The sequence below is a fragment of the Mesorhizobium sp. WSM4308 genome (assembly GCF_002294905.1).
Lineage (GTDB): Bacteria > Pseudomonadota > Alphaproteobacteria > Rhizobiales > Rhizobiaceae > Mesorhizobium.
The window spans coordinates 1-23,174 of sequence record NZ_NSFW01000015.1 but is presented as its reverse complement, the minus strand read 5'-3'; the positions used below and the strand labels follow the sequence as shown (position 1 = coordinate 23,174).

Sequence of the window (23,174 nt, the reverse complement as noted above, 5' to 3'; positions counted from 1 at the left end):
TCAATCGTCTGCGTGATGCCTGTCGCCAAGCCGCGACAGACCATTGATGACGGCGGCCGAATCGGCCAGGACGCCGAAGACGCCGTCCTCGACCGTCACCATGTGCAGCGCCGCCTCGTGGGCTTGTCTGTCGCCGCTGGCGCAGGCGTCCGAGATCGTCAGGCACTGGAAGTTGCGGTCGCAGGCCTCGCGCAGCGTGGTGTGGACGCAGACGTCGGTCGTGCAGCCGGAAAACATGAGATGCGTGATGCCTTGCGCGCGCAGCACAAGCTCGAAATCCGTATAGGTGAAGGCGCTGTTGCAGGTCTTGTCGACGATGATGTCATCAGGCGCGACATCGATCTCCGGAACGATCTGGAACCCCGCGCCCGAGCGCAGCAGTATGTCTGTGCCGTCGAGACCGGAGCGCTTGCGGCGCCATTTCTCATAGGGCGTCATGTCGGCCATGTCGGCGCGATAGCCCTGCCTGGTGTGGATGACCGTGACGCCGGCTTTGCGCGCGGCTGATATCAGCCGGTTCACCGTGGGCAGGATCGCCCGCAGCGGCGAGGGGTCATATCCTTTTCTGGCGAAATAGCCCGTGGTCGACAGGAAATCCTGCTGCAGGTCGATGACGACAAGCGCCGTGTTTTCGGCCGCCAGCCTGCGGTCATACGGGAAGTCGAAGGGCGTTGCCTTGATCATCCGAGGGTGTCTCCTTGCCGATCGTGAGGGCCATCCTGACTGGCGAAGCTCAACTCGTCCACTCAGGCCGCGGCTCTGACGCGAAGAAGCAGGATGTTCGGGCATCGTGCTGCCGCCGGCGAACGTCATCGGTCGTCCCGACGAATTGTTGACTGTTGCACTCATCTTCAATGTTGACTAGTAGAGCCATGTTTCATGCCCGGAGATCGGACCGCCGGGGTGGCGGAATAGGAAGGGGCCGACCGTTGTGAGGACAAGGAAGAAGCTGTTGTTGTCTAGAACCAGTTTGCTTGCAGCGTTGGTCGCATCCGTCATCCTGTCGGTCGGCATTGTATCGGCCCAGCAACAGCCGGCCGGCGCTGCCCCTGCGGTAGACGCCGGCGCGGCCTCCGCCGCAGGGGCAGCGCCGGCGTCTACCGCACCGGCACCCGCCGCAACGGCCCCGGCCACATCAGCGCCCGCGACACCGCCGCCCGGCGCGCCAGCAGCTGTGGCGCCCGTCGCAGCAGCGCCGACGGGGGCGATGGAGCTGACCCTGCCGCACGATCTGTCGCCATGGGGCATGTTCATGGCGGCCGACATCATCGTGAAGGCGGTGATGATCGGACTGGCCTTCGCCTCGCTCGTCACCTGGACGATATGGCTGGCCAAATCGCTGGAGATTTTTGGCGGCAAGCTGCGCGTCCGCCGTGCCGTTCGCGCGATCGGTGATGCCGCGACGCTGACGCAGGCGAGCCGCGCGCTCGATCGCAGCGGCGGCCCCGGCGCGCTTCTGGTCAAGGCGGCGGAAGAAGAGACCGCACTCTCGGCCGCCGCGCTCGACCATGTCGGCGGCGACGGGTTGAAGGAACGGGTCACCTCGCGCCTGTCGCGCATCGAGGCGGCGGCGTCGCGGCGCATGTCGCGCGGCACAGGCGTGCTGGCGACGATTGGCTCCACGGCACCTTTCGTCGGCCTGTTCGGCACGGTCTGGGGCATCATGAACGCCTTCGTCGGCATTTCGCAGGCGCAAACCACCAATCTGGCAGTGGTCGCGCCGGGCATCGCCGAAGCGCTGCTGGCCACGGCGATGGGCCTCGTCGCGGCAATTCCAGCAGTGGTGGTCTACAATGTCTTCGCCCGCTCGATTGCCGGCTACCGGCAGATCCTCGCCGATGCCTCGGCGGGCGTCGAGAGGCTGGTCAGCCGAGACCTGGATTTCCGCACGGTCGCGCCGGCGACGGCGCTGGCGGCGGAGTAGCGACGCCATGGCAAGCAGAATCCGCCAGACCCTGGACGAGGATCTCGAGGAGAGCCACGAGATCAACGTCACGCCCTTCATCGACGTCATCCTGGTGCTGCTGATCATCTTCATGGTCGCCGCGCCGCTGGCGACGGTGGACGTCAATGTCGACCTGCCGGGCTCGACGGCGACGCCCGCGCCGCGACCCGAAACGCCGCTGTTCCTGACCTTGAAAGATGATCTTACGCTGGCTATCGGCAATGACAGCGTGCCGCGTCCGGCCTTCGCGGCCACGTTGGACAGCAGGACCAGGGGCGACAAGCAGACGCGCATCTTCCTGCGCGCCGACAAGGCGGTCGCCTATGGCGACCTGATGGGGACCATGAACCTGCTGCGCCGCGCCGGCTATCTGAAGATCGCGCTGGTCGGCCTGGAGACGGCGCCCGCGAGCGATGCGCCGGCACCCGCTCCCGCGGGAACGGCGGCGCCATGACGCAGGCGGCGGCCCTGCCGACGACTTACCCGACGCGCTTCGGCTGGCGCGACCTTGGCTTGTGGACGGGTGCGGCGGCGCTGGTGCTTGGCGCCCATGTCGCGGTCGCCTATGCGGTGCAGAGCTTCAGTCCGATCGAGATGGATGGCGGACCGCCGCCGGCTCCGGTGATCGAAATGGTGCCGATGGCGGTGATGCCGGCCGTGCCCGAACAGGCCGCGATGCTGGAAGCGGCGATGCCCGACCAGGCCGAACCAGCCGAGGAGGCCGAGAGGGTCGCCGAAGCCGAACCCGAGAAAATGACCGAACAGACCGAACCGACAGCCGAGCAACCGGAAACGGTGCCGCCCGACGGGACCGAGCCGACCACGACAGCCGACGCCGAACCGATCGACCAGCCGCCGCCGGATCAGGTCGTTCCCGAAATCGTCGAAGCCGTGACGCCAGAGGTCGTCATTGCGTTGCCGCAGCCGAAGCCGGTCAAGAAAATCAAGGAAAAGAAACCGGCCCAGGCCAAGGCGAAAAAACCGGCCGAAAAGCCGAAGCCGCGGCCAAGGAAGGAAAAGGCCGAGCCGGCAAGGACGGTTGCCACCGCAAGCGCACAGACAAGGCCGGCGGCCGGGGCGGCCGCGCCGAAATCGGCGGCAGGGGTCTCGGGCATGGATCCGGCCAAGTGGGAATCCCGGCTGGCGTCGTGGATCAATCGGCACAAGCGTTATCCAAGTGCCGCGAAATCCAAGGGAGCGCAGGGCAATGTGAACGTGGCCTTCGCGGTGGACGCATCGGGCAGGGTGGTGTCGGCGCGCGTGGCCCGTTCTTCCGGCGATCCCGACCTCGACCGCGCCGCGCTCGCCGTGCTGCAGGGCGCAACGGTGCCGGCACCGCCGCCGGGACTCGGCTCGCGCGTCAGCCGCACGGCGCCGTTCGTGTTCAATTTGCGGGATTAGAGCAGAGGCCCGGCCCGATACTGGTACCGTCCGATCTTTGTGAGAACCGCGGTCAGTGGCTCATCGAATGGCACAGCGCTTCGACCTGCTCCAGATAGAAGCGGCATTTCACGCGCAGTGTCCTGAGGTTCGGATCGTCGGCGCCGTTGATCTCGATGGTCTGCATCATGAAGTCGAAATGGGCGTGGAAGGCGTCCGCCGCGCCCCATAGGCTGTCTGCCTGCCAGGTGTCGGCCATCGCCAGGGAAATCATTTGCCGGGCCTCGGCGCGTGCGGCATCTGGCGATGCCGGCCGACGGGCGATCAGGGTCTGGAGCCGGCCGAAGACGCTGTCCGTGGCGTCGGCGCTCCTGATGGGTGCGATCATGTTCATTGGCGGATCCCCCTCGAATCTCTATGCATGAAGTCCATTTGCGGGCCGCGGGCGATCAAGGCGGGGGTCGCGGTACCAGAGCGCGCAGGGCTGAGTGTTGCATCCGCTACGCTCTCCTTTGCTGAGCGTGGTTGTCCTTCGGCCTGGCATGCATCGGGTTGCCGCTGAGCTGCGCATGCCTTGCCGGCTGCGCGCCGCGCAGGACGTCGAAGGCTTCGGCATAGGCCATGCCGAGCAGGTAGGAGATCATGGGAAAACGGCTTGCTTCGGCCATCTGTACGAGCTCATTGCTCATCGTCGCGATATATTGAAGGCTATCGATTTCTGACTGACGTAGGGACTGATTGGCCACGTGCTTCTCCTGTCATCTGGTGGAACTCAGGGAACGCGTATTGGCTACACGGACATACTAAGACGGCTAATTAATGGACTGGCCCGCCGAATGCGGGTTTGGTTCCGGGGTCGAAAGGGTCAACGCATAGATGGGTGCATCGGTGAGGCGGTCGAGGCCGAGAAGACGCTTGATCGCCGAATGGCTGAGCGCTGCCGTGGGGCAGGCCGACAGACCATGCCTGGTCGCCGCCAGCATCATGTTCTGGCCGATATGGCCGGCCTCGATCAGCACGACGCGGTAGGCGTTGGCATCCTCATATTTCCACATGGTGCGGTCGAGCTTGGCGCAAAGCAGGATCAGGCAAGGCATGGCATCAGCCCATTCCTGCCCGCCGACCAGTTCGGAAATCCTCGGCAGATGGTTGGCCGAGATCCTGCCGAGGTCGTGATCGGCGGCGGAATAGTGGTAGACGCCGGGCTCCAGGCTCTCGACGCCAAGCGCAACCACATAGGCCTCGTAAGGATTGCGTGCGCCGCCCGAGGGGGTCATGCCCAGCGGCAGGGCGCCGACGCAGTTGCTGGTCTCGCCGGTGATGCCCATGCCCGCGAACAGGCAGTCGGAAAGCTGCCGCGCGGTGATCGTGGGGGCGGCCGCGGTGCGGTTGGTGCGGCGCCGCGCCATCAGGGTCAGGAGTTCGTTGTCGTCGAGCGCGTTCGGCAGCCGAATGGCGTCGGCGGCATTCTTGAGCATGAGGTCGGGCTGCGCGACATGGCCGGCGCGTTCGATTTGGCGGGCCTCGGCTTGCTCAATGGTCATGAACTCCGAGTCCTGGACGCAGAAATGCATCAGCGCGGTCGGGATGCCCCAGTTCCACTGTCCGGAGAATTTTGTTTCCTGTTCGGCCAGCGGCGAACCGGCGGTGACCAGGGCGGAAAAATCGAGCAGTTGCGGGACGACGGCGTTCAGGTCGGACCTCGACCATCCGTGAGCGCGCGCGATTTCCGCGGGGGAGGCCCATTCGTCCCAGGATGCGAGAAGACCGATCACCTCGGGGCTGCATTCGAAGACGCTTCGGGTCAGGAAATTGCAGGCCGTGACCTTGTTGGTCCCGGGATACAGGACGAGCGTTTTTGAAGAGCGCATTTTCATGATGCTGAATGCCGTTTTGCCAATGTGAGGCGCCGACAGGCGAACCGCCCATCGGCGCCGAACGACCTCAGCGCTTGTTGTAGTGCATGCCCTGCGAGAAGAAGACAGTCTGCGTGCCCGCCGCAACCGTCAGCTTCGGGGCATTGTTCACTTTCTTGGCCATTTTCGTCCCTTTTCCCGACCCCCAATGGGATCTGTTGAAAGATCCCCACAGCGGGATCCGCGTGAAGAAAGGTAAGGTCGAAAGAGTTAATGGTTTGTTAAAATTGTAGTAAAGCCGACGTGGTCTAAAATATCTTTCTTGGCGGTAAAGTCTAAAATATCGATTTTGCTCAGATACGGAGTAGGCAATCGCTAGCATACGCTTTTTTGGGATATTCTTATTCTTATTTAGCGTAACCGATCGACTAACCCAGCCCGTCTCGGGCGAGGCTGACGACGAGTTGATCGATGCCGGGATCGTCGAGCCCGACGACATGCGCCATGCGGATGGCATGCCGTGGCCGGATGCCGGACATATCCTGCCGCATGATGACCGATACGAATGCCGGCCCGGCCTCTGTCAGAAGCATGGCCTTGCCCGTCAGCACCGGTTCGGAGATCGGAGCCCATTGCACGGAGATCAGCGACGGTTCGCCGGTCTGGCGACGGTTGACGCCGCTGAAATAGATCCAGTTCAGGCGCGAGATCGCCACACCATAGTGGTTGCCGCGCGCCCGCGCCCATGTCGAGCCACGGCGCTCCGACCACCCGGTGACCCGGCGGAATGTGACCAGCTCGGCCTCGCGACGCACGAAGGTCACCGAACGCATCAAGAGGTCGGGACGGGTGGGGATCGAAAAGTAGGTGAAATAGGTACCGCCCGCGATCGACGGGGCGGGCGGGCGGATCATCTGGTTGAACAGACTTTCGGAAATCGGCGGCAGACCGGGAGCCCTGTGCTCGGGTGCGCCAGGGTCCTGGTAGAGTTCGGGCTCGTTGATGCGGAAGTAGTCGCAGATCAGCTTGGCGGTGGCCTTGTTCGGAACGGTCTGCCCTTGCAGGTACCGCTCGAACTGCGTGCGGTTGATACCCAACTCACGGCATACCGCACTAACGGAGGCATGGTTCTTGCAGAGCCGTCTGAGATTTGCAGCGAGGTTCTCGCGAATGGACACGTCTTTGCTTTCGCAGGCGAATTCTTCATTTCAACTCGGAATCCGTATAGCGCCTTCGGTCGCCCCCGCCGAAACGCCTTGTCACAACACACAGAAAAAACGATTTGAGAACGCCACTCTAATAGGGCGGCTTCCAAAAAAAATAGCGGCGATCCGGCAACGGCCATCGCCATAAGTCCAATTGACAATTGCCTGGCCCCGGAGGTCGCGAAATTGCTTGCGGCCTGCTTTGGGGTGACATTGGCGCGCGGCGCTGCATGGGACGACCATGCGTCCCGGCGGCGCGGCAGAAAAAGTGGAGAACCGACGACTTTGCTGGTGGAGCTGAGGGGGATCGAACCCCTGACCTCATCATTGCGAACGATGCGCTCTCCCAGCTGAGCTACAGCCCCGTTCCAGCAAGTGGCGCATTTATCGGGCGCGGCTGATTTCTGTCAAGGCTGCGTTGCCGAAATCCTCGTTGCCTGGCGCTTCGGTTGCCGGCCCTTGCCGGTTTGGCGTGCAATGGCTACATGTCGGCAACAATTGGAGACCGGCATGCTCGCCCTCATTCAAACCATCGTCATGGCGCTTGACCTCTACTGGTGGATCATCATCGCCTCGGCGATCTTTTCCTGGCTCTATGCCTTCAACGTCGTCAATTCGCGCAACCAGTTCGTCGGCAGCATCGGCAATATGCTCTACCGGCTGACCGAGCCGGCGCTGCGGCCGATCCGCCGCTTCATGCCGGACCTTGGCGGTATCGACATTTCGCCGATCATCCTGCTCTTGATCCTGTTCTTCGTCAGGCAGTTCATTCTCACCACGGTAGCACCGCTGGTGCTGTGAGTTTGCCGATCCTATGAGCGCGCCGTTCCGCATCCGTGAGAACGGCATCGACCTGTTCGTGCGGCTGACACCAAAATCTTCCGGGGACAGGTTGGAAGGTGTCGAAACGGCAGCGGACGGGCGAAGCCATTTCAAGGCGCGGGTCCGCGCCGTGCCGGAAAACGGCGCCGCCAATCACGCGCTGGAGAGGTTGGTGGCCAAGACGCTGGGTGTGCCGGCGTCGGCCGTTTCGGTGGTCGCCGGCGGCGCGGCACGGCTCAAGACGCTGCGCATAGCCGGTGATCCGAAGGTGCTGGCACGGAGCGTCGAAGCACTCGGTCAATCCTCTGGCTGACGTTCAATCCCCCAATGGGAGCCTTGGATCGTCGACCTTCAGCGTGTTCACGCTCTGCTTGATGCGGCGCAAGTTCTCCAGCACCTTCGGACCGCGCGTCTCGGCAACCGATGTCACGATCATGTCGACGATCGCCAGCAGCGCGTAACGCGACGATGTCGGCTTGTAGATGTTGCCGTCCTCGAGCGGCTGCAAATGGATGACCGTGTCGGCGACCTTGGCCAGCGCCGAATCGGGCGCGGTGATGGCGACCGTGGTGGCGCCATATTGCTGGGCCACCTGCACCGCCTCGATGACCGAGCGCGCATAGCCGGACACCGAAAAGGCGACCAGGGTGGTTTCCGATGTGGCTACGGCGGCATACATGCGCTGCAACTGGCCATCGATCTGCGCCAGCACCGGCAGGCCAAGGCGGAACAGCCGATTCTGCATCTCGGTCGCCATCATCGAGGAGATGCCGCCAGAGCCGATGCACAGCACATTGCCTGACGTCGCAAGCCGCTCGGCGACGGCGACCAGCGTCGTCATGTCGAGGTTCTCGCTGGCGCGCTGGATGGCCGAGATCGCCGCTTCGGTGATGGCCGAGGCGATGCGCTGTTCACGCGCGTCGCGGCTCAACGGTTCGGGCGACAGATACTGGCCGCCAATGGCGATGGCCTGGGCCAGGTAGAATTTGAAGTCGCGCAGGCCCTCGCAGCCGAGATTGCGGCAGAAGCGCGTCACCGTCGGTTCGCTAACGCCAACGCGCGCGGCAATCTCCGAGATTGCCGCCTTGGAAGCGAAATCGAGATCCGACAGCACAAGGCCGGCCAGCCGGCGATCCGACTTGGTGCCGTCCTGCGACACCAGCTGCAGCCGCGTGATGATGTCTGCCGGCGTCTTCATGTCTGTCGTTTCGTCTTCATGCCGTTGCCCTCGGGGCAGGCCTTATAGCGGCAGGCCGGTCGCCTTGTCGAACAGATGGATGTTGCCGGGATCGACCGAGACCGGCAGCAGGTCGCCCGGCTTGACCGGCACCCTGTCGCGGAACACGGCGCGCACCGTATCGGTGCCGATGGCGCCATAGACATGGGTCTCGGAGCCCGTCGGCTCGACGACATCCACCTTGAGCGCCATGGCGTCGGCGGCCTCGCCGATGATGAAGTGCTCAGGCCGGATGCCGGCCTCCACCGCATTGCCAGCCGGTGCCGCCTTGCCGGCAAGCGCAAGCCGTCCGCCGCCGGCCGATTCGAACCAGCTTTTCTCGGGCGTCGCCTTGAGGGCGCCGGAGACAAAGCTCATCGAGGGGGAGCCAAGAAAGCCGGCGACGAACTTGTTGGCCGGCCGGTCATAGAGCTCAAGCGGGGCGCCGACCTGCTGGATCCGGCCGCGGTCCATCACGACGATGCGGTCGGCCATGGTCATGGCTTCGATCTGGTCGTGGGTGACATAGACGATGGTCGATTTCAGCCGCTGGTGCAGCGCCTTGATCTCGGTGCGCATCTGGACGCGCAACTGCGCGTCGAGATTGCTGAGCGGCTCGTCGAACAGGAACACCGAGGGTTCGCGCACAATGGCGCGGCCCATGGCGACGCGCTGACGCTGGCCGCCTGAGAGCTGGCGGGGATAGCGGTCGAGATAGGAGAAGAGGTTGAGCACCCCGGAGGCCTTCTTGACCTTGTCGTCGATGGCGGCACGGTTCTCGCCACGGATCTTCGGGCCGAAGCCGATATTGTCGGAGGCCTTCAAATGCGGGAACAGCGCATAGGACTGGAACACCATGGCGATGTTGCGCTGCTGTGGCGGCAGATCGTTGGCGCGCGTGCCGCCGATCATGAGGTCTCCGGAACTGATCGTCTCCAGGCCGGCCAGCATGCGCAGCAAGGTCGACTTGCCGCAGCCGGACGGGCCGACCAGCACCACGAACTCGCCGCTCCTGATGTCGAGGTTGATGTCCTCGAGGATCTTATGCTGGCCAAAGGATTTCGACAGGTTGCGAAACAGGACGTCGGTCATGGTCACGCTCCCAATATGTCGTCGATGAACGGCAGGCAGCCGGCGGTCAGTCCGGCATCCACGGGCATCACCACGCCTGTTACGCCCGATGCGCGGTCCGAGGCAAGGAAAGCCACGGCTTCAGCCACTTCCGCCGCGTCGACGATGCGGCCGAGCGGATAGAGGCGCTTGAGCTTGCCCAGGATTTCCGGGTCCTTGGCCAGGCGATGGTCCCAGGCGGCGGTGCGGATCGATCCGGGACAGACGACATTGGCGCGCACGCCGCTGCGGCCGAGTTCGACGGCGATCGATTTGGCATAGGCGTTGATGCCGGCCTTGGCCGCGGCGTAGGCCGGATTGCCGAAATGCGCGATGGCGTTGACGGAGGAGATGAAGACGACGCTGCCTGACCCGCGCGCCGCCATCGCCTTGACGATGGGGTCGGCGAAAGTCATCACCCCGGTCAGATTGAGGTCGAGCTCGTGCTCGATCCTGTCGGCATCGAGCGCGGAAATCGTCTCGGCGCGCGTCCAGCCGGCATTGTTGATCAGGATATCGGGCACGCCGTCTCTGTCCAGCACAGCGGCGATCCCCGCCTCGATCGAAGCCCGGTCGAGAAGGTTGAAGACATGGCGCGAGGCAAGGTGCGGGCTTGCCAGCGCCTCCTGCGACTGGTCGCAGCCGACCACCCGCGCCCCCCTTTCGGCCAGCAATGCGACGATCGCCGAGCCAAGGCCGCCGCCGGCACCGGTGACGACGACAGAGCGGCCTTCGAATTCGGCTTTCGAAACCACGGCGCTTGCTCCTCCCGCATGTCAGGCAGATGCCGGCAGGTTACTGAAATGAATGTAATTAAGCAACATGATAATCCACTTGCATGCGCTGAATTCCTCGATAATGTAGGAAAGTCACATAAATCTTGTGCCCGTCGTCGGCACAAGGAGCGCAAATGCGCGGAACAATGGGAGAGATCAGATGAGCCTTGCCAAATGGACTGTCGGCCTGATGGCCGGAATGAGCATGCTGGCCTTCGCGGCGCAGGCGAATGCGGGTGAAGTGCGCGTCACCGTCGCCGAATACAGCGCCAAGACCGGTCCGTATTTCGAAGCGGTCAAGAAGGAATTCGAGGCCAAGAACCCCGGCATCACCATCAAGTTCGAGGTCGTGCCGTGGGATGTGCTGTTGCAGAAGCTGACCACCGACATCACCGCCGGCACCAATGCGGACCTGTCGATCATCGGCACGCGCTGGCTGATCGACTTCGTCCAGCAGGACGTCGCCGAACCGCTCGACAGCTACATCACGCCCGACTTCAAGGGCCGCTTCATCGACACCTTCCTGTCGCCCTCGATCATGGACGGCAAGACCTACGGCCTGCCGATCGCCGCTTCGGCGCGCGCGCTCTATTACAACAAGGAGCTGTTCGAGAAGGCCGGCATCGCCAAGCCGCCGGCGACCTGGACCGAACTGCAGGACGATGCGCGCAAGATCAAGGCGCTGGGGTCCGGCACCTTCGGCTTCGGCCTGCAGGGCAAGGAGATCGAGACCGACGTCTATTACTACTACGCCATGTGGTCGCAAGGCACCGAGATCCTCAACAAGGACGGCACGTCGGGCCTCGGCACGCGGGGCGCGCTCGAAGCCGCCAAGCTCTACAAGTCGATGATCGACGAGGGGCTGACCGAGCCAGGCGTGACCTCCAACAACCGCGAGGACGTGCAGAACCTGTTCAAGCAGGGCAAGGTCGGCATGATGATCACCGCACCCTTCCTGTCCAACCAGATCAAGGACGAGGCGCCGAAGCTGAAATACGGCGTGGCGGCCATTCCGGCCGGCCCGACCGGGGCGCGCGGGACCTATGGCGTCACCGATTCCATCATCATGTTCAAGAACTCCAAGAACAAGGATGAGGCCTGGAAGCTGCTCGACTTCCTGTTCACCACGGAACAGCGCGCCAAGTTCACGCAAGGCGAAGGCTTCCTGCCGGTGAACAAGGAAGAGGCCAAGATGGATTATTACGTCAACAATGCCGATCTCGCCGCCTTCACCGCGCTGCTGCCCGACGCTCGTTTCGCGCCGGTCATTCCGGGCTGGGAAGAGATCGCCCAGATCACGTCCGACGCCATGCAGAAGATCTATCTCGGCGGCGACCCCGAGGCAGGCCTGAAGGACGCGGCGGCGAAGGCCAACGCCGTGCTGAAGAAATAGGGGCCGTGCTGAAGAAATAGGGCGTATCTCCCTGCGCCCCGTGGCGCGCCCCAGACTCAGGCGGGGCGCGCCACACCCTTGCCGACTTGAGAAGAAGGACAGTTCGTCGGTGTCAGCGCCGCCCTGCCAGGCTCCTTCCTCTCCCTCCGGAGGGGGGAGAGGTGGCTCGGCGGAGCCGAGACGGAGTGGGGGAACCACCTGGCAACCGCCGCGAACGGGCACGGGAAAGGCGCAAATGTCGCCTTGCCTTGCGCCCAAGGGTCGACCCCCACTCCGTCGAGCTTCGCTCGACACCTCTCCCCCGATCGACGGGGGAGAGGAAAGGCCCCTTCCGCAACGGCTGCGGAGGACGGGCAGACAGGTGATGGGCAGCGCCGATGCTTGCAAGGAATCCTGAAGGCCCTGAGAAGAACGAGGCGGGATAAAGTAATCTGTTAAGCCAGCGCAATCCAATCTCCACCCGCAACGCGGTACGAACCAGCCGATGCAAAATCGTTTCCTGCCCTATCTCCTGACCTTGCCCAGCCTGTTCCTGGCGGCGGTCGTCATCTTCTGGCCGGTCTGGGACCTGATCCAGATCTCGACGCATGACGTCAACCGCTTCGGCCAGCTGCGCGAGTTCAGCGGCCTTGCCAATTTCGCCTCGCTTGCCGCCGATCCCGACTTCGTCGCGGCACTCTGGCGCACCGGTGTGTGGACCGTGCTGGTGGTCGGCGGCGCGCTGCTGCTGTCGGTGCCGGTGGCGATGATCCTCAACACCGATTTCTACGGCCGTGGCCTTGCCCGCGTCATCATCATGCTGCCCTGGGCGGTGTCGCTGACCATGACGGCGGTGGTCTGGCGCTGGGCGCTCAGCGGCGAAAGCGGCATGCTGAATTCGGCGCTGCTTGGCCTTGGCCTGATCGACCACAACATCCAGTGGCTGGCCAGCGCCGAGACGGCGTTCCCGATGCAGGTGCTGATCGGCATATTGGTGACGGTGCCGTTCACCACGACGATCTTCCTCGGCGGCCTGTCGTCGATCCCGGACGATCTCTACGAGGCGGCGGCGCTCGAGGGCGCCACGCCGCTGCAGCAGTTCCGCGAGATCACCTTTCCGCTGCTGAAGCCGTTCATAAACATCGCCATCGTGCTCAACACCATCTACGTCTTCAACTCCTTCCCGATCATCTGGGTGATGACGCAGGGCGGGCCGGCCAACTCGACCGACATCCTGGTCACCCACCTCTACAAGCTTGCCTTCCGCATCGGCAAACTGGGCGAGGCCTCGGCGGTGTCGCTGGTGATGTTCGCCATATTGCTGGTCTTCACCATGATCTATGTGCGGTTGGCGATGCGGGAGCAGCGCGCATGACCAGCAAACTCAAACGCACCATCGTCGCCTGGCTGCTTTTGGCGCCGCTGATCGTGGTGACGCTGTTTCCCTTCGCGGTGATGTTGCTCACCGCGGTCAAGCCGCGACAGGAGGTGCTGTCGCCGACATGGTGGCCAAGCGAGTTCCGCTGGTCGAATTTTGCCGACATGTGGGTGGCGACCGGCTTTGGCCAGGCACTGGCCAATTCGCTCTATGTCTCGGTCATCGCCACGGTCGGCGCCATCCTCATCTCCGTTCCCGCTGCCTACGCCATGTCGCGCTTTCGCTTTGCCGGCTACGGCGCCTTCCGCCAGTTCCTGCTGATCTCGCAGATGATCTCGCCGATCGTGCTGGTGCTCGGCCTGTTCCGGCTGATGGCCGCCTGGGGGCTGGTCGAATCGACGACGGCGCTCGGCTTCATCTACATGGCCTTCAACGTCGCCTTCACCGTCTGGATGCTGCAGAGCTATTTCGACACCATTCCGCGCGACCTTGAGGAGGCCGCCTGGATGGAAGGCGCCGGTCGCTGGCTGACCCTGCGCAAAGTGTTCCTGCCGCTCTGCCTGCCGGCCATCGCGGTCACCGCCATCTTCACCTTCATCAACGCCTGGAACGAGTTCGTCGTGGCGTTGACCATGCTGCGCAGCCAGGAAAGCTATACGCTGCCGATCCAGGTCTTTTCTCTCGTCGCCGGCCGCTACACGATCGAGTGGCATCACGTCATGGCGGCGACACTGCTGGCGACATTGCCGGTGGCGATCCTGTTCATCTGGCTGCAGCGCTACCTCGTGCGCGGGCTGGCGCTCGGGGCCGTCAAATAGAATTTGCATTCCACGGAGCCTACATGCGCATCTTCACCGCCTCGCTGGCGACGGAAACCAACACCTTTTCGCCGGTGCCGACGGACCGGGCATCGTTCGAGATGGCCTTCTATGCCGGACCGGGCAAGCATCCGGAGACGCCGACGCTGTGCTCGTCGCCGATCGTCGCCTTGCGCCGGCGCGCGGCCAAGGAAGGGCTGACCGTGATCGAAGGCACCGCGACCTGGGCCGAGCCCGGCGGCCTGGTGCAGCGGCAGACCTTCGAGGCGCTGCGCGACGAGATCCTCGATCAGTTGAAGGCGGCGCTGCCGGTCGACGCGGTCATTCTCGGACTGCACGGCGCCATGGTGGCGCAAGGCTATGACGATTGCGAAGGCGACCTGCTGGGACGTGTGCGCGGGATTGTCGGGCCCGACGTGGTGATCGCCTGCGAGTTCGATCCGCACAGCCATCTGACGCCCAAGCGCGTGGCGGCATCCGACATCATGGCCTATTTCCTCGAATTCCCGCACACCGATTTCTACGAACGCGGCGAGCATGTCGTCGAGCTGGGGCTGGCCGCCGCGCGCGGCGAGATCAAGCCCGTCATCTCGACCTTCGACTGCCGGATGATCCAGGTGCTGCCGACCAGCCGCGAGCCGATGCGCTCCTTCGTCGACCGCATCAAGGCGCTGCACGGCAAGGACGGCGTGCTGTCGGTTTCAGTGATCCACGGCTTCATGGCCGCCGACGTGCCGGAAATGGGCACGCGCATCCTCGTCGTCACCGACAATGACAAGGCCGGGGGCGACGCGCTGGCGGAGCGGCTGGGACGGGAACTCTATGCCATGCGCGAAAAGACGGCGATGACGATGCTCGATACCGCCGACGGCATCGACCGTGCGCTGGCGGTGCGCGCCGAGAACCCCGGCAAGCCGGTGGTCATCGCCGACATATGGGACAATCCCGGCGGCGGCGTTCCCGGCGACGGCACCTTCGTGCTGCGTCAGATGCTGGTGCGTGGCCTCGACAGATTCGGCGTGGCGACGATCTGGGATCCGATCGCCGTCACCTTCTGCCTGGCGGCCGGCGAGGGCGCGGTCATCGACCTGCGTTTTGGCGGCAAGGCAGGGCCGCAGGCGGGTGAACCGATCGACGCCCGCGTCAAGGTGCTGAAGGCCGTTGCCGAGGGCTGGCAGAGTTTCGGGCCGAGCCGGGTGACGCTCGGTCCAACCGCGCTGGTGCGCATCGAAGGCACCGAGGTCGACATCATCCTCAACACCAACCGAACCCAGACTTTCGAGCCGGACATTTTCTCCAATATTGGCGTCGATCCGCTGGGCAAGGATATGCTGCTGATCAAGTCGACCAACCATTTCTACGCCGGCTTCGAGCCGATCGCGGCGGAGATCATCTACGTCACGGCGCCAAGTTCGTATCCCAGCAATCCTGCGGTGACCGATTACAGGAAGCTGACGCGCAAGATATGGCCAAGGGTTGCGGATCCTTGGAAGGCGTAAGGTTCTCCCTTCTCCCCTTGTGGGAGAAGGTGTCGCCGAAGGCGACGGATGAGGGGTGCTCCAGCGGAGTGAGGCGTTGGTGTTCCCTGGAATACCCCTCATCCGTCTCGGCGCTGCGCGCCGATCCACCTTCTCCCACAAGGGGAGAAGGAAGAGGTGCTACACCAATCCGCGCTTCACCATCATCGCTTCCGGCGAAGGCATCTTGCCGCGAAACGCCGTGTAAAGCTCCTCGGGGTCCTTCGAGCCGCCAGCGGCGTAGATGTTCTTGCGCAGCCTTTCGGCCAGTGCCGGGTTGAAGGGATCGCCAGTCTCCTCGAAGGCGGCGAAGGCGTCGGCGTCCAGCACTTCCGACCACATGTAGGAATAGTAGCCGGCCGAATAGCCGTCGCCCGAGAAGACATGGCCGAAATGCGGGGTACGGTGGCGCATCGCAATGGTGTCGGGCATGTCGAGTTCTTCCAACGTTTCGGCTTCGAAACGAAGCGGTTCCGCCGGCGCCTCGGGCCGGGCGTGATAGGCCATGTCCATCAAGGCGGAAGACGTGAATTCCACCGTGGCGAAGCCGGCGCCGAAAGTACGCGTGGCCAGCATCTTGCCGAGCAGCGCCTTCGGCATCGGCTTGCCGGTCTTGACGTGCAGCGCGTGCTTTTCAAGCACGGCCGGCACCGTCAGCCAGTGCTCGTAGAGCTGGGAGGGCAGTTCGACGAAATCGCGGCTGACCGAAGTGCCTGCAACTGACGGCCAGGTGACGTCGGTCAGCATGCCGTGCAGCGCATGGCCGAATTCGTGGAACAGTGTCTTCGCCTCGTCGACCGAGAGCAGGGCCGGCTCGCCGGCCGGCGGCTTGGCGAAGTTCATGATGTTGTAGATAACCGGCTTCGAGCCGTGGCCGAGTTTATAGCCGGACTTCAGCGCGCTCATCCAGGCGCCGGAACGCTTCGAGGGCCGCGCGAAATAATCGGCGAGGAACAAGGCACGCTCTGTGCCATCGGCATTTTTCACCACGAAGACGCGCGCGTCGGGGTGCCAGGCGGTGATGCCCTTCTTCTCCTCGAAGGTGATGCCGAACAGTTTGGTCGCGACGTCGAAGCAGGCGTCGATCACCCGGTCGAGCTGCAGATAGGGTTTCAGCTCCGCCTCGTCGAAAGCAAATTTTTCCGCGCGCAGCTTCTCCTGGTAGAAGCGCCAGTCCCAGGCGGCGAATTTCTCGTTGCTGCCGGCTTGCGCCGCCAGCCGCTCCAATTCCTTCTGGTCGGCGGCGGCCTTTTCCAGCGCCTTTTCCCAGACGGGATCGAGCAGGTCGTGCACCGCCTTCGGCGTCTTAGCCATGGTGTCGTCGAGCTTCAGCGCGGCGAAGGAGGCGTAGCCGAGCAGCCCGGCCTTTTCGGCGCGCAGTTTCAGCATGTCGCGCACCACTTCGGTGTTGTCGCTGGCGCCGCCATTCTGGCCGCGCATGGTGAAGGCTTTGAAGGCGATCTCGCGCAGGTCGCGGCGTTCCGAGAAGGTCGTGAACGGCTCATAGATCGAGCGCGACAAAGTGACGGCGTAGCGCCCCTTCTGGCCGCGCATCTCGGCCGCCTCGGCCATCGAGCTCTTCAGGAAATCCGGCAGGCCGGCAAGGTCGCCCTCGTCGAGGAACAGCGCCCAGTCGCGCTCGTCGGCCAGCACGTTCTGGCCGAAAGCGGTGCCGAGCGACGACAGCTCCTCATTGATCTTGGCGAGCCGCTTCTTGCCTTCGGCGTCGAGCTTGGCGCCGGAGCGGACAAAACCTTTCCAGGTCTTCTCCAGCACCCGCAGCGTCTCGGCGTCGAGGCCAAGGCTTTCGCGGCGCTGGTAGAGGTCGTCAATGCGGGCAAACAGCTTCTCGTTCATCGAGATCGCTGAAAAGTGCCTGGACATCTTCGGCGAGATGTCGCGCTCCAGCGCCTGGATGGTCTCGTTGGTGTAGGCGCCGGCGCGGCACCAGAAGATCGACGAGACATGATCGAGCGCCTCGCCGCCGAGCTCCAGCGCGGCAAGCGTGTTGTCGATGGTCGGCGCATCCTTGTTGCCGGCGATCGCGTCGATCTCCGCCTCATGCGCCTTCAGCGCCGCGTCGAAGACCGCGGAAAAATCACCGTCGCCGATATGGGCGAAATCGGGCAGGCCGAGCGGTCCCTGCCACGCGGTCAGCGGATGGGCGGCGAGGTCGACGGCTTTCGTGGAGGGCATGGAGGGTCTTTCGCTGGCATCAAGAAGGAGGGAGTGTCACCGATGTAGGGCGCGGCCCACGAGGCCGCAATATGGCAGCTGGCCGATCCGCCTCAATAGGCTTCGCAGTTTTCGGCGATGGCCGCCTGCGAGCTGGCGGTGATGCGATTGCCGGCCACCGCGAAGGTTTCCTGCATCAGCATGTCATTGTCCGGGAAGTCGTAGCAGGCGATCACCGTGGTGATGCCGCCCTCGCTCTTCTCGATGCGGTGGCGGATCTCAGCGCCAGCAACCGCGCCTTTCCATTCGTCGAGCGCGGCGATGAATTCCTGCTTGCTCTGGACGACGCCAAGGTCTCCGAGCTTGATGCGGACGTCGTCGGCAAGCAGGTCGGCGAGTTCGGTGCGGTCGGCGACCAGCAGCGCCGAATACCAGCGGCTGATGATGGCGCCGTCATCGGCCCGCGCGGCAATGATCGCTATCAGGAGTGCGGCGGCGGTGAAGACGGCCGACCGGACGTTGCTCACCGGGCGCGCCTTACCGCTCATTCCGGCACCGGCCGCTCGAAATCGCCGGTTTCCTTGTTCATCACCCAGAGCTCACCGGTCGAAATGTCGAACCAGGCCCCGTGCAGCGACAGCCGCCCCTTGCCCTCGAGGATCGAGACACAAGGAAAAGTCCGGAGGTTGGCGATGGAATAGCGGATCGAGATGCGTTCAAGCGCTGTCTGGCGCTCCACCGCCGTCATGAAGGTGCTGGAGGAGACCGTTTCGGCGGCAGGCGCGATCAGGCTCATCCATTTGCCGATGAAGTCGCCGGGCGACAGCGGCGCGGCATTGGGGTCGAGCGCGGCGCGGATGCCGCCACAGCGGCCATGGCCCATGACGACGATGTTCTTGACCTTGAGGCTCTGCACCGCGAATTCGAGCGCCGCCGAGGTCGAATGGAACTCGCCGTCCGGCTCGTAGGGCGGAACCAGATTGCCGACATTGCGCAGCACGAAGAGTTCGCCCGGCCCGGCGTCGAAGATCGCTTCGGGGGCCGAGCGGGAGTCGCAACAGGCGACGATCATCGTCTCGGGGGCCTGCCCCTCGCGCGCGAGCTCGCGGTAGCGGCCGCTCTCGGTGAGGTAGCGGCCATTCATGAAATTGCGATAGCCGGCGAGGAGGTGATCGGGGAGATGAGGCATGGGCGGCTAAGGCCTTTCCGGGGTTGGAGGCGGCAGCTCGTTGCGGTCGAGAAAGCCTCTAGCGGCAAAAGCCCGTTGCGAGCAATGCAGAATTGTTGGGGCTGGTCATAAACGCCATGCACATAAGCGGGACGTCCGCCGACATTGTCATGCCCAGATGGCGACCGGTATGCCAAAACCGTCAGCGAGTGGCGGGTTGGGAAATGGCTTCGCGCTGCCGCTGGCAATGCGCCCGGCGGTCAGCATCATGACCGCCGCATCGAGGAAATCGTCGGCGGCCGCGCCACGCGGCGGTGGCTGGTCGAGAAAGTCGATGGCATAGCCGTGCCGGCACAGCAGCGCCTTGCGCTCCGCCATGCCGGCCGGATTGACGCTGCCCTTGATCTTCTTCGGCAGCAGCATGGCCCGGTCGTCATTCAGGCGGCAGAAGGCGACTTCCGGATGCGATTCGAAGACGCGGCCGCGCAGATCGGGCCGCGCGATCAGCAGGGCGTCGATCTCGCGGATCTTCGAGAAGATGCCGAAGGCCTGGATGGAAACGCCGCGCGGCGGGTCGGATGTGGCCCTTGCCACCTCGCTTGCCCTGCGATGCGCGGCATACCAGGCTTCGATAGTGGTGAAGTCGCTGGTGTCGGCATAGAGCGCTGCACGGGACGGGATCGAAAAGACGCTGGACTGGCGCGCGCCAAGCTGCGGCCTGACCAGCGCCTCCGGTCCGCGGCCGCCCTTGCTGGAGAATTCGGGCAGGCCGATCGGCATGTCGACGGCGACAATCGCATCGTCGGGAGTTGCCGCGAGCAGCGCCGCGAAACTGGGGAAGATTTCAACCGAGGGCGCTGAACCGGGCCCGCGCCGCACGGCGATCCAACCGGCCTTGCAGCCGTCGGCGCCGACTAGCACCGCCCCGGCCGAATTCACGCCCGGCGGTCCCGCCCCGGATGCGTGAGATGGCGCAGCTGCACCATGGCCATCGGGTGCGACAGGCTCTGGGCGTCGGTTTCGAGCTGCAGCTCGTCGCCGCCGCGCTTTGCCGTGCGCGCCAGGATCTCGTAGACCGCCGCGGTGGTCGATTGCAGCGCCTTGATCGGCGGCTGGCCGGAAAGGATGCGGGCGAGGTAGACGGCCGCCGTGAGATCACCCAGGCCGTTCGGCGGCTTGTCGATCAGGCGATGTTCGGCCAGCAGCACCTGGGTGCCGTCGAGCAGCAGATTGCCGGTGCCGCCAATCATCATCGATTGTGCCGAAGTGACCAGCATCGTCGACGGGCCGGCATGGAGTGCTGCCGCGATCACCGATTTCAGATCGGGCAGCGGCGCGCCGGCCATCCATTCCAGCTCGTAGCGGTTGGGGGTGGCGATGTCGGCGATCGGCAACAGCCGGTCGCGCATGGCGGCGGCGGTGGGCTCGGGCACATAGAGGCCGCCGGAATCGCCCATCACCGGATCGCAGATATAGACGGCATCGGACGTCCTGGCCTTGACGGCGGCGACCAGCGAGGCGACGGCTTCGGCCTGGCCGGCCTCGCCGAGATAGCCCGACAGCACCGCGCCGACCTCGCCCAGCCATGGCGCGCGCTCCAGATCGGCCATCAGCGCCTTGAACTGGTCGAGCGGCGGCACGATACGCGTCGCCCGCCCATGGCCGGGATGCCAGGGCAGGATGACCGTCGGCACCGCCCAGACCGGAAAGCCCAGGGTCTCCAGCGCAAAGACGGCGGCACGATTGCCGACCGAGCCACGGGCGACATGGCTGGAAATGACGATGACCGCACGCGGCGCGTCGGGTTTTTCGGCGCTCATTGTTTTTTGATTCCTAGCTGCCCCGGATGAGGAAAAGCACGAGCCAGACCATCAGGCCCAGCGCCAGAAGCAGGCCGAGTATCCTGCCAATGCGTGTGCCCCAGACCTCGATCGGATCGGTGCGGTCGGCATCGGCGGCGGAGACATGGTCGCGCACGCCTTTCGTCGTCCGCGCCACCAAGGAGGTACCGGCTGGATCGGTCTCCCGCGCGACGCGCTCGAGGATGCGGCGCGATTCCCTGTCGCTGTCCTGGCGTTGCGCCATGATGATATCCCGTTTTGACCGGACCTTATCGCGTTCGCGCGGCCAATCACAGGGCCTTGCGGCAAGGCGATGGATGCCGTCGCTGGCCCGGAGGCCGAGGCCGTTTTCTTGCGCGCCGATTGTGGTAATGCTTCGCATGCAACTTCTATCGAGGGACCCCATCATGCTCGCCCAGCGCCTTGCTCGACCATCGCCATTCCGCACGCTGCCCGCCTTCCTGATGATGGCAATCGTGCTGCCGCTGCTTGCCGGCTGCGGCTACAACACGATCCCGACAGCGGAGGAAAACGCCAGGGCGGCCTGGAGCGAGGTGCTGAACCAGTATCAGCGCCGCGCCGACCTTATCCCCAATCTGGTCGAGACGGTCAAAGGCTATGCCTCGCATGAAAAGGACACGCTGGATGCGGTGGTCGAGGCGCGCGCCAAGGCCACGCAGATCACGGTGACGCCGGAAACGCTGAAGGATCCCGAGGCCCTCAAGAAGTTCCAGGATGCCCAGGCCGGGCTGACCAGCGCGCTGTCGCGGCTGATCGCGGTGTCGGAGGCCTATCCCGACCTCAAGGCCAACCAGAATTTTCTGGCGCTGCAGGCCCAACTCGAGGGCACCGAGAACCGCATCGCGGTGGCACGGCGCGACTACATCCAGGCGGTCAGGGACTACAATCTGACGCTGAAGACCTTCCCGTCGGTGCTGTGGGCGACCTTCTGGTTCCGCGGCAACGAGCCCTTCGCCAACTTCACCGTCGACGAAGACAAGATGCAGCCGCCGAAGGTCGATTTTGGCACGAAGCAGGGCGGATAATTCGCGAAATCGGCTGAGCGTCTCTTTGCCACAAGACGGACCGCTGGCGTGCAAACACCCCCCTCTGTCCTGCCGGACATCTCTCCCCCAAAGGGGGAGATCAGTCGTGGTCCAGGCTTTCGCCAATGTTCAGCCTCTCAAAGTGAGACCCGGCAACGAAGCTGCCAATCTCCCGCCTCGAGGGGGAGATGTCCGGTAGGACAGAGAGGGGGGCCTCGCGCTTACCTCGCCCTTCTTGGCCTTCTTGCCAGCCTGCTTTTTCTCCCCCTGGCCGCCCGCGCCGCGGACCTGCCGGCGCTTACCGGCCGCGTCGTCGACAATGCCGGCATCATCGATGCCGGCACAAAAGCGGCCCTGACACAGAAGCTCGCCGATTTCGAGACAAAGGGCTCCGACCAGATCGTCGTCGCCACCATCCCCAGCCTCGACGGCGAGGAGATCGAGCCCTACGCCAACCGGCTGTTCCGCTTCTGGAAGCTTGGCCAGGCCAAGGAGAACAATGGCGTGCTTCTGCTGGTCGCCAAGAACGACCGCAAGATGCGCATCGAGGTCGGCTACGGGCTGGAAGGCACGCTGACCGACCTGCACACCAAGCTGATCATCGAAAACGACATGGTGCCGGCGTTCCGCGCCGGCGATTTCTCCGGCGGCATCTCCAAGGCCGTCGACGACATGGTCATGGTGCTGGAAGGCAATCCGGAGGAGCTGGAAGCGCGCGGCAAGCGCAACCAGCAGGCGCCGTTCAATTCCGACGACCTGTTCTTCGCCATTTTCATCAGCATCTGGGCGATCATCTTCTTCGGCAGCATCGCCGCCTCCATCCTGCCGCCGATCTTCGGCAAGAAGCTTGGACCCGGCCGCTATCGCTGGCTCGGCATGACGTTCGAGCCCGGCCGGCGCTCCTCCTCGGGTGGCGGCTGGTCCTCCGGCAGTTCCGGCGGCGGCTGGTCTTCGGGCGGCGGTGGCTTTTCCGGCGGCGGCGGTTCGTCCGGCGGCGGCGGCTCCTCGGGAAGTTGGTGAAGGCATGACGACGCGCCGCTTGCCGAGGCCCGGCCGTTTCAACACGACGATCCACGTTGTCCTGGCCGTTCTGGCGCTGCTGTTGTCCTGCTTCGCGGTTTTTGCCGCCGAATTGCCAGCGCTGACCGGCCGCGTCGTCGACAATGCCGGCATCATCGATGCCGGCACAAAAGCGGCGCTGACACAGAAGCTCGCCGATTTCGAGACAAAGGGCTCCGACCAGATCGTCGTCGCCACCATTCCCAGCCTCGACGGCGAGGAGATCGAGCCCTACGCCAACCGGCTGTTCCGCTTCTGGAAGCTTGGCCAGGCCGGCGAGAACAACGGCGTGCTTCTGCTGGTCGCCAAGAACGACCACAAGATGCGCATCGAGGTCGGCTACGGGCTGGAAGGCACGCTGACCGACCTGCACACCAAGCTGATCATCGAAAACGACATGGTGCCGGCGTTCCGCGCCGGCGATTTCTCCGGCGGCATCTCCAAGGCCGTCGACGACATGGTCATGGTGCTGGAAGGCAATCCGGAGGAG

At 64.3% G+C, this 23,174-nt stretch carries 26 protein-coding genes and 1 tRNA gene; 12 read left to right on the top strand and 15 right to left on the bottom strand.

The window, feature by feature from the left end; translation table 11 throughout:
- Positions 1–684 (bottom strand): isochorismatase family cysteine hydrolase, encoded by a 684-nt coding sequence (locus tag CK227_RS25305; protein WP_095774713.1) that lies wholly within the window; start codon positions 682–684, stop codon positions 1–3.
- 271 nt (positions 685–955) lie between these two features.
- Here CK227_RS25305 and exbB point away from each other — a divergent pair, with 271 nt between their 5' ends.
- Genes exbB through CK227_RS25290 form a run of 3 tightly spaced genes read left to right on the top strand, consistent with a single transcriptional unit; the run spans position 956 to position 3,346 of the window.
- Entirely contained in the window at positions 956–1,924 is a 969-nt protein-coding gene (exbB, locus tag CK227_RS25300) for a tonB-system energizer ExbB (protein ID WP_095774868.1), read from the top strand.
- A gap of 7 nt (positions 1,925–1,931) precedes the next feature.
- Positions 1,932–2,399 carry a TonB system transport protein ExbD gene (gene exbD / locus CK227_RS25295; RefSeq protein WP_095774712.1) on the top strand — a complete coding sequence of 156 codons (468 nt, stop codon included), beginning with the start codon at positions 1,932–1,934 and terminating at the stop codon, positions 2,397–2,399.
- Entirely contained in the window at positions 2,396–3,346 is a 951-nt protein-coding gene (locus CK227_RS25290) for an energy transducer TonB (protein ID WP_095774711.1), read from the top strand. Before exbD ends, CK227_RS25290 begins: the two co-directional genes overlap by 4 nt.
- Before the next feature lie 52 nt (positions 3,347–3,398).
- Here the strand turns inward: CK227_RS25290 and CK227_RS25285 are convergent, their stop codons facing one another.
- The 5 genes from CK227_RS25285 to CK227_RS25260 all read right to left on the bottom strand — a co-directional run bounded on the left by CK227_RS25285 (position 3,399) and on the right by CK227_RS25260 (position 6,751).
- Positions 3,399–3,719 carry a hypothetical protein gene (locus tag CK227_RS25285; protein ID WP_095774710.1) on the bottom strand — a complete coding sequence of 107 codons (321 nt, stop codon included), beginning with the start codon at positions 3,717–3,719 and terminating at the stop codon, positions 3,399–3,401.
- Positions 3,720–3,825: 106 nt separating this feature from the next.
- Complete coding sequence (locus CK227_RS25280) at positions 3,826–4,071, bottom strand: hypothetical protein (RefSeq protein ID WP_095774709.1); 246 nt, start codon at positions 4,069–4,071, stop codon at positions 3,826–3,828.
- Between the two features lie 66 nt (positions 4,072–4,137).
- Complete coding sequence (locus tag CK227_RS25275; RefSeq protein ID WP_245318251.1) at positions 4,138–5,196, bottom strand: SagB/ThcOx family dehydrogenase; 1,059 nt, start codon at positions 5,194–5,196, stop codon at positions 4,138–4,140.
- Positions 5,197–5,609: 413 nt separating this feature from the next.
- Positions 5,610–6,359 (bottom strand): helix-turn-helix transcriptional regulator, encoded by a 750-nt coding sequence (locus tag CK227_RS25265; protein WP_095774707.1) that lies wholly within the window; start codon positions 6,357–6,359, stop codon positions 5,610–5,612.
- Positions 6,360–6,675: 316 nt separating this feature from the next.
- A tRNA-Ala gene (locus CK227_RS25260) sits at positions 6,676–6,751 on the bottom strand.
- A 145-nt stretch (positions 6,752–6,896) separates the two neighbouring features.
- Here CK227_RS25260 and CK227_RS25255 point away from each other — a divergent pair.
- Both CK227_RS25255 and CK227_RS25250 read left to right on the top strand, forming a co-directional pair.
- Positions 6,897–7,187: a YggT family protein gene (locus CK227_RS25255; RefSeq protein WP_027047523.1), complete on the top strand. Its 291-nt coding sequence runs from the start codon at positions 6,897–6,899 to the stop codon at positions 7,185–7,187.
- Positions 7,188–7,200: 13 nt separating this feature from the next.
- A complete protein-coding gene (locus CK227_RS25250) occupies positions 7,201–7,521 on the top strand; it encodes a DUF167 family protein (protein WP_095774706.1) in 321 nt (106 codons plus the stop codon).
- 3 nt (positions 7,522–7,524) lie between these two features.
- Here the strand turns inward: CK227_RS25250 and CK227_RS25245 are convergent, their stop codons facing one another.
- The 3 genes from CK227_RS25245 to CK227_RS25235 are packed head-to-tail and all read right to left on the bottom strand — an operon-like array spanning position 7,525 to position 10,289.
- Positions 7,525–8,406 carry a MurR/RpiR family transcriptional regulator gene (locus tag CK227_RS25245; protein ID WP_095774705.1) on the bottom strand — a complete coding sequence of 294 codons (882 nt, stop codon included), beginning with the start codon at positions 8,404–8,406 and terminating at the stop codon, positions 7,525–7,527.
- Positions 8,407–8,448: 42 nt separating this feature from the next.
- Complete coding sequence (gene ugpC / locus CK227_RS25240; RefSeq protein ID WP_095774704.1) at positions 8,449–9,516, bottom strand: sn-glycerol-3-phosphate ABC transporter ATP-binding protein UgpC; 1,068 nt, start codon at positions 9,514–9,516, stop codon at positions 8,449–8,451.
- 2 nt (positions 9,517–9,518) lie between these two features.
- Positions 9,519–10,289, bottom strand: a complete 771-nt coding sequence (locus CK227_RS25235) for an SDR family oxidoreductase (protein WP_095774703.1) — start codon at positions 10,287–10,289, stop codon at positions 9,519–9,521.
- A 181-nt stretch (positions 10,290–10,470) separates the two neighbouring features.
- On the opposite strand from CK227_RS25235, the gene CK227_RS25230 reads away from it, so the two are divergent.
- The 4 genes from CK227_RS25230 (at position 10,471) to CK227_RS25215 (ending at position 15,377) form a co-directional block, all read left to right on the top strand.
- Complete coding sequence (locus tag CK227_RS25230) at positions 10,471–11,703, top strand: sugar ABC transporter substrate-binding protein (RefSeq protein WP_095774702.1); 1,233 nt, start codon at positions 10,471–10,473, stop codon at positions 11,701–11,703.
- A 484-nt stretch (positions 11,704–12,187) separates the two neighbouring features.
- Positions 12,188–13,057: a sugar ABC transporter permease gene (locus CK227_RS25225; RefSeq protein WP_010912213.1), complete on the top strand. Its 870-nt coding sequence runs from the start codon at positions 12,188–12,190 to the stop codon at positions 13,055–13,057.
- Positions 13,054–13,878, top strand: coding sequence for a carbohydrate ABC transporter permease (locus CK227_RS25220; protein ID WP_095774701.1), 825 nt, complete (start codon positions 13,054–13,056; stop codon positions 13,876–13,878). Before CK227_RS25225 ends, CK227_RS25220 begins: the two co-directional genes overlap by 4 nt.
- Positions 13,879–13,901: 23 nt before the next feature.
- Positions 13,902–15,377, top strand: a complete 1,476-nt coding sequence (locus CK227_RS25215; RefSeq protein ID WP_095774700.1) for a M81 family metallopeptidase — start codon at positions 13,902–13,904, stop codon at positions 15,375–15,377.
- Between the two features lie 159 nt (positions 15,378–15,536).
- On the opposite strand, the gene CK227_RS25210 is transcribed toward CK227_RS25215, so the two are convergent.
- From CK227_RS25210 to CK227_RS25185, 6 genes are all read right to left on the bottom strand, one after another.
- Entirely contained in the window at positions 15,537–17,591 is a 2,055-nt protein-coding gene (locus tag CK227_RS25210) for a M3 family metallopeptidase (protein WP_095774699.1), read from the bottom strand.
- Between the two features lie 92 nt (positions 17,592–17,683).
- Positions 17,684–18,118: a nuclear transport factor 2 family protein gene (locus tag CK227_RS25205; protein ID WP_095774698.1), complete on the bottom strand. Its 435-nt coding sequence runs from the start codon at positions 18,116–18,118 to the stop codon at positions 17,684–17,686.
- On the bottom strand, positions 18,115–18,759 hold the full coding sequence (locus CK227_RS25200; protein ID WP_095774697.1) for a carbonic anhydrase: 645 nt from the start codon (positions 18,757–18,759) through the stop codon (positions 18,115–18,117). Before CK227_RS25200 ends, CK227_RS25205 begins: the two co-directional genes overlap by 4 nt.
- Before the next feature lie 147 nt (positions 18,760–18,906).
- Positions 18,907–19,677 carry a DUF429 domain-containing protein gene (locus tag CK227_RS25195; RefSeq protein ID WP_095774696.1) on the bottom strand — a complete coding sequence of 257 codons (771 nt, stop codon included), beginning with the start codon at positions 19,675–19,677 and terminating at the stop codon, positions 18,907–18,909.
- The gene (gene pdxY, locus CK227_RS25190) at positions 19,674–20,558 is read right to left on the bottom strand and encodes a pyridoxal kinase PdxY (protein WP_095774695.1); all 885 of its coding nucleotides are present in this window, start codon (positions 20,556–20,558) and stop codon (positions 19,674–19,676) included. The genes CK227_RS25195 and pdxY overlap by 4 nt, the downstream gene beginning before the upstream one ends.
- A 13-nt stretch (positions 20,559–20,571) precedes the next feature.
- On the bottom strand, positions 20,572–20,823 hold the full coding sequence (locus CK227_RS25185; protein WP_095774867.1) for a hypothetical protein: 252 nt from the start codon (positions 20,821–20,823) through the stop codon (positions 20,572–20,574).
- Positions 20,824–20,986: 163 nt separating this feature from the next.
- Here CK227_RS25185 and CK227_RS25180 point away from each other — a divergent pair, with 163 nt between their 5' ends.
- From CK227_RS25180 to CK227_RS25165, 3 genes are all read left to right on the top strand, one after another.
- Positions 20,987–21,625, top strand: a complete 639-nt coding sequence (locus CK227_RS25180) for a LemA family protein (RefSeq protein WP_095774694.1) — start codon at positions 20,987–20,989, stop codon at positions 21,623–21,625.
- Positions 21,626–21,877: 252 nt separating this feature from the next.
- On the top strand, positions 21,878–22,645 hold the full coding sequence (locus CK227_RS25170) for a YgcG family protein (protein WP_095774866.1): 768 nt from the start codon (positions 21,878–21,880) through the stop codon (positions 22,643–22,645).
- 4 nt (positions 22,646–22,649) lie between these two features.
- Positions 22,650–23,174 (top strand): YgcG family protein (locus CK227_RS25165; protein ID WP_143750532.1); only part of this gene is annotated, 525 nt, incomplete at its 3' end.

Bases quoted from the DNA above. Each gene is read 5' to 3' on its own strand.
- CK227_RS25220 (WP_095774701.1), top strand. From the start codon at position 13,054: ATGACCAGCAAACTCAAACGCACCATCGTCGCCTGGCTGCTTTTGGCG.
- CK227_RS25215 (WP_095774700.1), top strand. From the start codon at position 13,902: ATGCGCATCTTCACCGCCTCGCTGGCGACGGAAACCAACACCTTTTCG.
- CK227_RS25285 (WP_095774710.1), bottom strand. From the start codon at position 3,719: ATGAACATGATCGCACCCATCAGGAGCGCCGACGCCACGGACAGCGTC.
- CK227_RS25180 (WP_095774694.1), top strand. From the start codon at position 20,987: ATGCTCGCCCAGCGCCTTGCTCGACCATCGCCATTCCGCACGCTGCCC.
- CK227_RS25275 (WP_245318251.1), bottom strand. From the start codon at position 5,196: ATGCGCTCTTCAAAAACGCTCGTCCTGTATCCCGGGACCAACAAGGTC.
- ugpC (WP_095774704.1), bottom strand. From the start codon at position 9,516: ATGACCGACGTCCTGTTTCGCAACCTGTCGAAATCCTTTGGCCAGCAT.
- CK227_RS25205 (WP_095774698.1), bottom strand. From the start codon at position 18,118: ATGAGCGGTAAGGCGCGCCCGGTGAGCAACGTCCGGTCGGCCGTCTTC.
- CK227_RS25245 (WP_095774705.1), bottom strand. From the start codon at position 8,406: ATGAAGACGCCGGCAGACATCATCACGCGGCTGCAGCTGGTGTCGCAG.
- pdxY (WP_095774695.1), bottom strand. From the start codon at position 20,558: ATGAGCGCCGAAAAACCCGACGCGCCGCGTGCGGTCATCGTCATTTCC.
- CK227_RS25250 (WP_095774706.1), top strand. From the start codon at position 7,201: ATGAGCGCGCCGTTCCGCATCCGTGAGAACGGCATCGACCTGTTCGTG.
- CK227_RS25225 (WP_010912213.1), top strand. From the start codon at position 12,188: ATGCAAAATCGTTTCCTGCCCTATCTCCTGACCTTGCCCAGCCTGTTC.
- CK227_RS25200 (WP_095774697.1), bottom strand. From the start codon at position 18,759: ATGCCTCATCTCCCCGATCACCTCCTCGCCGGCTATCGCAATTTCATG.
- CK227_RS25255 (WP_027047523.1), top strand. From the start codon at position 6,897: ATGCTCGCCCTCATTCAAACCATCGTCATGGCGCTTGACCTCTACTGG.
- CK227_RS25185 (WP_095774867.1), bottom strand. From the start codon at position 20,823: ATGGCGCAACGCCAGGACAGCGACAGGGAATCGCGCCGCATCCTCGAG.
- CK227_RS25210 (WP_095774699.1), bottom strand. From the start codon at position 17,591: ATGCCCTCCACGAAAGCCGTCGACCTCGCCGCCCATCCGCTGACCGCG.
- CK227_RS25230 (WP_095774702.1), top strand. From the start codon at position 10,471: ATGAGCCTTGCCAAATGGACTGTCGGCCTGATGGCCGGAATGAGCATG.
- CK227_RS25305 (WP_095774713.1), bottom strand. From the start codon at position 684: ATGATCAAGGCAACGCCCTTCGACTTCCCGTATGACCGCAGGCTGGCG.
- exbD (WP_095774712.1), top strand. From the start codon at position 1,932: ATGGCAAGCAGAATCCGCCAGACCCTGGACGAGGATCTCGAGGAGAGC.
- CK227_RS25290 (WP_095774711.1), top strand. From the start codon at position 2,396: ATGACGCAGGCGGCGGCCCTGCCGACGACTTACCCGACGCGCTTCGGC.